General features: G+C 36.8%; 1 protein-coding gene. It reads left to right on the top strand.

Annotated features, from left to right (window positions below; genetic code table 11):
• On the top strand, positions 1-537 hold a 537-nt coding region (locus tag AC1DUW_RS31290; RefSeq protein ID WP_477644508.1), incomplete at its 5' end, for a hypothetical protein.
• Positions 538-761 lie beyond the last annotated feature (224 nt).

The following is a 761-nucleotide window of genomic DNA, read 5'->3' as shown; positions in this document are numbered from 1 at the left end:
GTATTGACTTCTTCTGATGAGCTTTCTGTTGTATTGACTTCTTCTGATGAGCTTTCTGTTGTATTGACTTCTTCTGATGAGCTTTCTGTTGTATTGACTTCTTCTGATGAGCTTTCTGTTGTATTGACTTCTTCTGATGAGCTTTCTGTTGTACTGCCTTCTTCTGATGAGCTTTCTGTTGTACCACTTTCGTATGATGAGCTTTCAGCTGTACCACTTTCGTATGATGAGCTTTCAGCTGTACTACTTTCGTATGATGAGCTTTCAGCTGTACCACTTTCGTATGATGAGCTTTCAGCTGTACCACTTTCGTATGATGAGCTCTCTGTTGTATCACTTTCGTATGATGAGCTTTCAGTTGTATCACTTTCGTATGATGAGCTTTCAGTTGTATCACTTTCGTATGATGAGCTTTCAGCTGTACCACTTTCGTATGATGAGCTCTCTGTTGAATTATTGTTTTCTGATGAGCCCTTATTTGAATTACTGTCTTCTGATGAGCCCTTATTTGAATTATTGTTTTCTGATGAGTTCTGATTTGAATTACTGTTTTCTGATGATCCTGTATTTGAACTATTTTCATCCTCATCCTTTGCTAAGGACAAAACTTTGATTTGTTCGGTAGCAAAGGATGAGGATGAAAATAGTTCAAATACAGGATCATCAGAAAACAGTAATTCAAATCAGAACTCATCAGAAAACAATAATTCAAATAAGGGCTCATCAGAAGACAGTAATTCAAATAAGGGCTCATCAGAAAA

The sequence above is a fragment of the Peribacillus sp. P4_C12 genome, assembly GCF_056402095.1.
Note: the sequence above shows the minus strand (reverse complement) of the source record. Positions and strands in the feature narration are given on the sequence as shown.